Here is a 208-nt window from a genome sequence, read left to right on the forward strand (position 1 = left end):
CGATGTTCTGCTCCAAGAGGTGGGTGGCGAAGCTGTGCCGCAAGGTGTGCAGCGAGACGCGCTTGTTGATCTCGGCCATCTGGGCGGCGGCGTGACAGGCGCGATTGAGCTGGCGTGTGGTCATCGGCTGGGCCGGATCGCGGCCCGGGAACAGCCAGCCCTGCGGCCGCGCCGCCTTCCACCAGGCCCGCAGCAACTCAAGCAGGTG

The 208-nt window shown here is 68.8% G+C and carries 1 protein-coding gene; it reads right to left on the bottom strand.

The window, feature by feature from the left end; translation table 11 throughout:
• Positions 1-208: tyrosine-type recombinase/integrase (locus AC5ZG1_RS44990; protein WP_496136648.1), on the bottom strand; the 208-nt coding region annotated here is incomplete at both ends.

The organism is Bradyrhizobium sp. Leo78 (assembly GCF_059512425.1).